The sequence below is a fragment of the Brevundimonas sp. genome (assembly GCF_018608325.1).
Classification (GTDB): domain Bacteria; phylum Pseudomonadota; class Alphaproteobacteria; order Caulobacterales; family Caulobacteraceae; genus Brevundimonas.
The window spans coordinates 1-6,979 of sequence record NZ_JABAZW010000034.1 but is presented as its reverse complement, the minus strand read 5'-3'; the positions used below and the strand labels follow the sequence as shown (position 1 = coordinate 6,979).

Here is a 6,979-nt window from a genome sequence, read left to right as displayed (position 1 = left end):
GAACTGAAGCGCCTCCTGCAGGTCCAGACGCGAGCCGACGATGGAGCCGCGCACGGTCGTGCCGTTCAGCACCATGTCGAAGATCGACAGCGGGAAGTCGCCGGGCGGCAGGCCGTTCAGGGCGATGGTCGCCCCGCGCGAGGTCATGTTGACCGCCTGTTCGAACGCCTTGGGCGAAACGGCGGTGACCAACACCCCCTGTGCGCCGCCGTCCGTCTGCGCCTTGATCTCGGCAGCCGGGTCGTTGGAGGTCTTGGCGTTGACGGTGACAGTTGCGCCCAGACGACGCGCCAGATCCAGTTTTGCGTCATCCACATCCACGGCGGCGACATTCATGCCCATCGCCTTGGCGTACTGAACCGCGACATGGCCCAAACCGCCAATGCCCGAAATCACCACCCAGTCGCCGGGCCGCGTCTCCGTCATCTTCAGCCCCTTATAGACCGTTACCCCCGCGCACAGGATCGGCGCGATCTCGGTGAAGCTGATATTGGCCGGCAGATGGCCGACATAGTTTGGGTCGGCGATGGCGTATTCCGCAAACCCGCCATTGACCGAATAGCCGGTGTTCTGCTGGTCGTGACACAGGGTCTCCCAGCCGCCGAGACAGTGTTTGCAATGCCCGCAGGCCGAATACAGCCACGGCACGCCGACCCGGTCGCCTTCCTTCACCAGCGTGACACCTGCGCCCACGGCTGAGACGAAACCAACGCCTTCATGACCCGGAATAAAGGGCGGGTTCGGCTTGACCGGCCAGTCGCCCTCGGCAGCGTGCAGGTCAGTGTGGCAGACGCCAGAGGCCTCGATCTTGACCTGAATCTGGCCGGGGCCGGGTTCGGGAACAGGCGCCTCTTCGATGGTCAACGGCTTGCCGAATTCGCGCACGACAGCGGCCTTCATGGTCCTGGGCATGGATCAGTCCTTTTAGGTCGGATTGTGAGGGTGACGGACGGACCGAAAACAACGCATCGGCCCGCCCGCCGTGGGGGACGCTCTCCGAAAACGGCGACGGAGAGCGGAACAAGGATGGCCAAACAGGGGGCGGCCATCCTTGATTCAGATCAGAAGAAGCCCAGCTTGTCGGGGCTGTAGCTGACCAGCAGGTTCTTGGTCTGCTGATAATGGTCCAGCATCATGCGGTGGTTTTCACGTCCGATGCCCGACTTCTTGTAACCGCCAAAGGCCGCGTGCGCCGGATACTGGTGATAGCAGTTAGTCCAGACCCGGCCCGCCTGAACGGCGCGGCCCGCGCGGTAGGCGGTGTTCATGTCGCGCGACCACACCCCGGCGCCGAGGCCGTATTCGGTGTCGTTGGCGATCTCGATGGCCTCTTCCAGCGTCTTGAAAGTGGTCACGGCCAGAACGGGGCCGAAGATTTCTTCCTGGAACACCCGCATGTCGTTGGTGCCCTTGAAGATGGTCGGCTTGACGTAATAGCCGCCCGCCAGATCGTCCTTCAGCACGGCCTGATCGCCGCCCGTCAGGACCTCTGCGCCCTCGTCCTTGCCGATCTTCAGATAGGACAGGATCTTCTTGAGCTGCTGGTCCGAGGCCTGGGCGCCGACCTGGGTGCTCGGGTCCAGCGGGTCGCCCTGTTTGATCGCCTCGACGCGGGCGATCGCCTTCTCGATGAAGGCCTCATAGATGTCTTCGTGGATCAGGGCGCGGCTGGGGCAGGTGCAGACCTCGCCCTGGTTCAGCGCGAACATGGCGAAACCTTCCAATGCCTTGTCCAGGAAGGCGTCGTCGTGATCCATCACGTCCTTGAAGAAGATGTTCGGCGACTTGCCGCCCAGTTCCAGCGTCACCGGAATGATGTTCTGGGTGGCGTATTCCATGATCTTCTGACCGACAGCGGTCGAGCCGGTGAAGGCGATCTTGGCGATGCGCGGATTGGTGGCCAACGGCTCGCCGACCTCAAGGCCGGTGCCGGACACGATGTTCAGCACGCCGGGCGGCAGCAGATCCTGGATCAGTTCCGCCACCAGCAGGATCGAAGCCGGGGTCTGTTCCGCAGGCTTCAGCACGATGCAGTTGCCCGCCGCCAGCGCCGGGGCGACCTTCCATGCGGCCATCAGGATCGGGAAGTTCCACGGAATGATCTGACCGACCACACCCAGCGGCTCGTGGAAGTGATAGGCGACGGTGTCGTTATCCAGTTCCGAAATCCCGCCTTCCTGCGCACGGATGCAACCGGCGAAATAACGGAAGTGGTCGATGGCCAGCGGGATGTCGGCGGCCAGGGTCTCGCGCACCGGCTTGCCGTTATCCCAGGTCTCGGCCTCGGCGACGACCTGCAGATTGGCTTCGATCCGGTCGGCGATCTTGTTCAGGATCAACGCGCGCTGGGCGGGGCTGGTCTTGCCCCAGGCGTCCTTGGCGGCGTGGGCGGCATCCAGCGCCAGTTCAACGTCCGCCTTGTCCGAGCGAGCGACTTCGCACAGCACGCGGCCGTTCACCGGCGACAGGTTCTCGAAATAGCGACCATTGACGGGGGCCACCCACTGGCCGCCGATGAAGTTGTCATAGCGCGCCTTGTATTTGGGGGTCGCAGCGCGGACGAATTCTGGCTTGGTCATCAAAGCCTCCTGCTTGTGTTCCTCGGGCGTCGATTATCGACGTCGTTGGGACCAGAAGGTCTGCCTGCTTGGCGAAGGACGCCAGATGGCCGGATGATGGTGCAGCGCAAACCTGTCGCAGGATTGCGACAGGTGGACCGGCGGCTCACCTGTCAGTGAACGTCACCCGCCAATCCCAGGCGGTGCAGCTTGCGGTGCAGAGTCGCGCGGCTGACCCCCAAGGCCCGCGCCGCCGCCGACACATTGCCGCTGTTTAGGGCCAAGGCACGACGCACGGCGCCCCGTTCCGCTTCCAGAAGATCTGCCTCCACCCCGCCGCCGCCCAGCACCTCGGACGCCGCCAACTGATTGGCGATCCGTTCGTCGGTGATCGACAGGGTCAGGCGCGCCGCCCGTGTGGCCCCGACCACCAGATCATCGCGATCCACCGCCAACAGGGCCGCCGCATTACGCTCCAGCGGATCCCCCGCCAGCACGATGCGCGCACCCGCGAACGCCTGTCGGAAGGCCTGGGCCTCAATGGCGCGGGCGGCGTCGGCGACGGCGGCGGCGATCAGGCCCAGCATGGCCTCGGTTGCGTCCGCCCGGCACGACGACACATCCAGCAGGCCCGCCAGCCGCCCCATCGGATCGTGGATCGGATGGCTGGTGCAACTCAGCGCCGTATTGCGGGTGTGGAAATGCTGATCGCGGTGAATGGTCAACGGGCGGTGCTCGGCCAAGGCTGTGCCAATGCCGTTGGTGCCCTCAACCGCCTCGGACCAGACCGCGCCGGGCCACAGCCCCCAGCGCTGGAACATCTCATCGTCGGCCGCGGCCCCGCGCCGCTCGATCGGCACCCCGTCGGCATTGGTCAGCAGAACGCAACAGCCCGTATCCCCGACCGCCAGAAACAGTCGGTCCAACACACCCTGCGCCGCCAGCGTCATCGGCTCCATCGCCTGTCGAGCTTCGCGCAGTTGTTGTTCCGTCAGGCTTTCGGCGCGTCCGCGATCTTCAGGGTCCAGGCCGTAAAGCGACATGGATCGACGCCACGACGCCGCCAGCGCTGACCGCGCCGGGCCCGTGCCGTCGTCCAGCGCCTGTTTGATCAGGCGCCTGTGATCGCTTCCTGGCCGCTCGCCCATGGTGTCTCCCAGGCGTTGTGTGCGGACATCATCAGACGCGCCGATGCACCGAACGTCAATGCGACCTTCGGCGACACCCTTGGCGCAAACGCAAAACGCCCGCCTGGAAGGGCGGGCGTCCGGGGGAGAGCCAGGACCCTCCCCTTTGTATTCATTCGGCTTAGAACGAGGCCGTCAGCGTCAGGGTGACGGTACGCGGTGCGCCGTAGAAGGCGACCACGGAATCACCCGTGATTTCACCGGGGAAGTTGTAGCCGCCTGCGCGGTAACGCTCGTCGCCAAGGTTACGACCCGCCAGGCTGACGCGATAGCGGCTGTCCGGCGCGGTCCACAGCAGGGTCGCGTCATAGAGCCAGTAGGCACCCTGATCGAGCAGCGGGATCGCCGTCTCGAACATCTGGGTCGCGCCACGGTACGAAGCCGTAGGCGTGAAGACCAGCGAGCCCCGGTTGCCCAAGTCGATGCTGTAAGGCAGCGCAACCGCGCCAGTCCAATCCGGCGTGTTCTGGAAGTGGCGCTGATCCGCCATGTTCTCGCGCTTGCCCGTCAGCGGGTTGAACGTGACGAAATCGTTGAACTTGGCGTCCAGGTAACCCAGCGTCAGGCGCGGCACGAAATTCTTGGTGATCCGTGCGCTGGCTTCAAGTTCCCACCCCCAGATTTCGCTGGAGCCCGCATTGTCAACGAAGCTTACGACCGAGGTCGGCGGGATATAGAACTGCGACGTGATCTGCTGATCCTTGTAATCGGACTTGAAGAAGGCGGTCGCGAAGTTGACACGACGGTCCAACAGCGAACCCTTCAGGCCGATTTCATAGGTGTCGACCAGTTCCGGCTGATATCCATCCACCGTCTCCGGGTACTTCGAAGCGTCGCCACGCATGTCGAAACCGCCGGACTTGAAGCCACGACCATACGAGGCATAGCCGGTGATCTCAGGCGTGAACTTGTAGCTGGCGCTGACCCGAGGGGTGAACTCCGAATAGGTGGCGGAGTTGCTGTAGTTGCTCAACGGCGCACCGAGGGCGACCGCGTTCGGGTTTTGGAAATACGGGCTGTGAAGGCCGCTATAGAGTTGGCGAAGCTGGGTGACGCTCTTCTTGTCTTGCGTCCAACGACCGCCCAGCGACACCGACAGTTGATCAGTGACGTCATAGTTGAAGTCAGCAAAGATAGCGAAGCTCTGGGTATCAACCTTGCCGCCCGTGTACGTGGTCACTGGGAACGGCACGAAAACGCCCGGGGCGGCTTCCAACACATTCTTTCCGACGACGGTGTCAAACGCACCCTTGGCCATCGCGTCCATGTAGAAGACGCCAGCGACGCCCTGCCAGCGCGAGCCCTGGAACAGAACCTGGAATTCCTGCGTGAACTGGCTGTCGCCATAGTAGCCGGGGATATCCAGGATCGGCTCAGGCAGACCGTCGAAGTCGATGCCGTCGCCCTTGGTGTCGCCGTCACGATAGGCCGTGATCGACTTCAGGGTGATGGTGTCAGAGACGGCCCATTCACCGGTCAGCGACAGACCGCGGGTGCGGACATAGCCTTCGTCACCGATGCCAGCGCGAGTATCGTAAACATTGTCCAGCGTCGGCGCCAACATGCGTGAGCCGTGGCGAGCGTTCGACTCGTCCGTGGTCAGGTCACCGGCCAGACGGAAGAACAGGCTGTCGTTCGGGGTCCACTCAACACTGGCGCGCGCGGCGGTGACGTCCTTGTTGTAGTGCTCGGCGCCCGTATGCAGGTTGGTGCCGTAACCGTCACGCGTATAGCGGGCGATGGCGCCACCGATACGCAGGGTGTCGTTCAGGGGTGTCGAACCGGAAGCGATCAGGTCGATCTGGTTATAGCTGCCGTAGGCGGCCTTCAGCGTGGCTTCCTGTTCCTGCGACAGGCGCTTGGTCACGTACTTGATGGCGCCGCCGATGGTGTTGCGGCCGTACAGGGTGCCTTGCGGTCCACGCAGCACTTCCAGACGTGCGATGTCGAAGACGTCTAGAACCGCGCCCTGCGGACGGGCGACATAGACGTCGTCGATGTACAGGCCAACGCCGGGCTCAAAGCCCCACAGCGGGTCCTGCTGGCCAACGCCGCGGATGAAGGACGTCAGGGTCGAGTTCGAGCCGCGCGCGATCTGAACGGTGGCGTTCGGGGTCTGCTGCTGCAGGGTGGTGATGTCGGCGGCGCCGGTCTGTTCCAGACGCTCGCTGGTCACGGCGGTGACAGCAACGGGCACGTCTTTCAGGGTTTCTTCGCGACGGCGGGCGGTGACGACGACGTCGTCCACGTTGGCGGCCTGATCAGCAGAGTTCTGCTGAGCAAATGCGGGCGCCGCGAACAGCGGGGCTGCAATGAAGACGCTGGTCATCAGCGCCAGACGCAGATGTCTGGTGTATCCCATTCTCGTTCCTCTCCACGCGCGGTCGTTCAGTCGCCGCTGGTATGTGTTGGGCCCTACGGTGGTCTGTGAATGGCCCCGCTGTCAACATCATTCATTCCTTCATGAATGACGAACCGTGAAACGGCTCGACAGGAGCGGGGTCGTTGTTCATTCTCAAATGAACGAGTGCGACGCAGATCGCCCAAGGGACGGACAATGAATCAGATCAACGACGCCACGACCCATCCTGTCGTGAACACCCCATCCGGCAGCCTGCGCGGTCGCCGCGAGGGTTCGGCCAATGTGTTTCGCGGCATCCCCTATGCCGCCGCGCCAGTCGGTGATCTGCGTTGGCGAGCGACGCAGCCGCATCCGAAATGGGAGGGTGTGCGCGACGCGTCCGAGTTCGGCCTGGCCCCGCCCCAGGCAGGCCCGGCTGATGTCGCCGACATCGTCTCCATCGGCGGCGCACCTGAACCCACCAGCGAAGACAGCCTGACGCTGAACATCTGGGCGCCCGCTGAGATGACCCAGCCGGTCCCCGTCATGGTCTGGCTGCATGGCGGTTCGAACCGGATGGGCGCAGGCTCCCTGCCCTTCTATGACGGCTCGGCCTTCGCGCGCGACGGCGTGTTGATGGTCAGCGTCAACTACCGTCTGGGCCATCTCGGCTTCTTCGCCCACCCTGCCCTGTCGGCCGAAACCCCCTCGCATGAGCCGCTGGGCCAGCAAGGCCTGCTGGACCAGATCACCGCTCTGGAATGGGTGCGCGACAGCATTGCCGCCTTCGGTGGCGACCCCGCCAATGTGACCTTGTTCGGGGAATCGGCCGGCGGTCTGGACACCCTGGCCCTGATGACCGCCAAGCGGGCGCGCGGCCTGTTCCACAAGAC

The 6,979-nt window shown here is 64.1% G+C and carries 5 protein-coding genes; 1 reads left to right on the top strand and 4 read right to left on the bottom strand.

Annotation, left to right across the window (positions count from 1 at the left end; translation table 11 throughout):
• The 4 genes from QZ281_RS03355 to QZ281_RS03340 form a co-directional block, all read right to left on the bottom strand.
• A partial coding sequence (locus QZ281_RS03355) for a zinc-dependent alcohol dehydrogenase (protein WP_292224725.1) occupies nt 1-912 on the bottom strand: 912 nt, incomplete at its 3' end.
• Nucleotides 913-1,061: 149 nt separating this feature from the next.
• Nucleotides 1,062-2,579 carry an aldehyde dehydrogenase family protein gene (locus tag QZ281_RS03350; RefSeq protein WP_292224723.1) on the bottom strand — a complete coding sequence of 506 codons (1,518 nt, stop codon included), beginning with the start codon at nt 2,577-2,579 and terminating at the stop codon, nt 1,062-1,064.
• A gap of 152 nt (nt 2,580-2,731) precedes the next feature.
• Nucleotides 2,732-3,706: a GAF domain-containing protein gene (locus tag QZ281_RS03345; RefSeq protein ID WP_292224721.1), complete on the bottom strand. Its 975-nt coding sequence runs from the start codon at nt 3,704-3,706 to the stop codon at nt 2,732-2,734.
• Between the two features lie 160 nt (nt 3,707-3,866).
• Nucleotides 3,867-6,107 (bottom strand): TonB-dependent receptor, encoded by a 2,241-nt coding sequence (locus QZ281_RS03340; protein WP_292224719.1) that lies wholly within the window; start codon nt 6,105-6,107, stop codon nt 3,867-3,869.
• A gap of 195 nt (nt 6,108-6,302) precedes the next feature.
• Between QZ281_RS03340 and QZ281_RS03335 the strand changes: the two genes are divergently transcribed.
• Nucleotides 6,303-6,979 (top strand): carboxylesterase family protein (locus tag QZ281_RS03335; protein ID WP_292224717.1); only part of this gene is annotated, 677 nt, incomplete at its 3' end.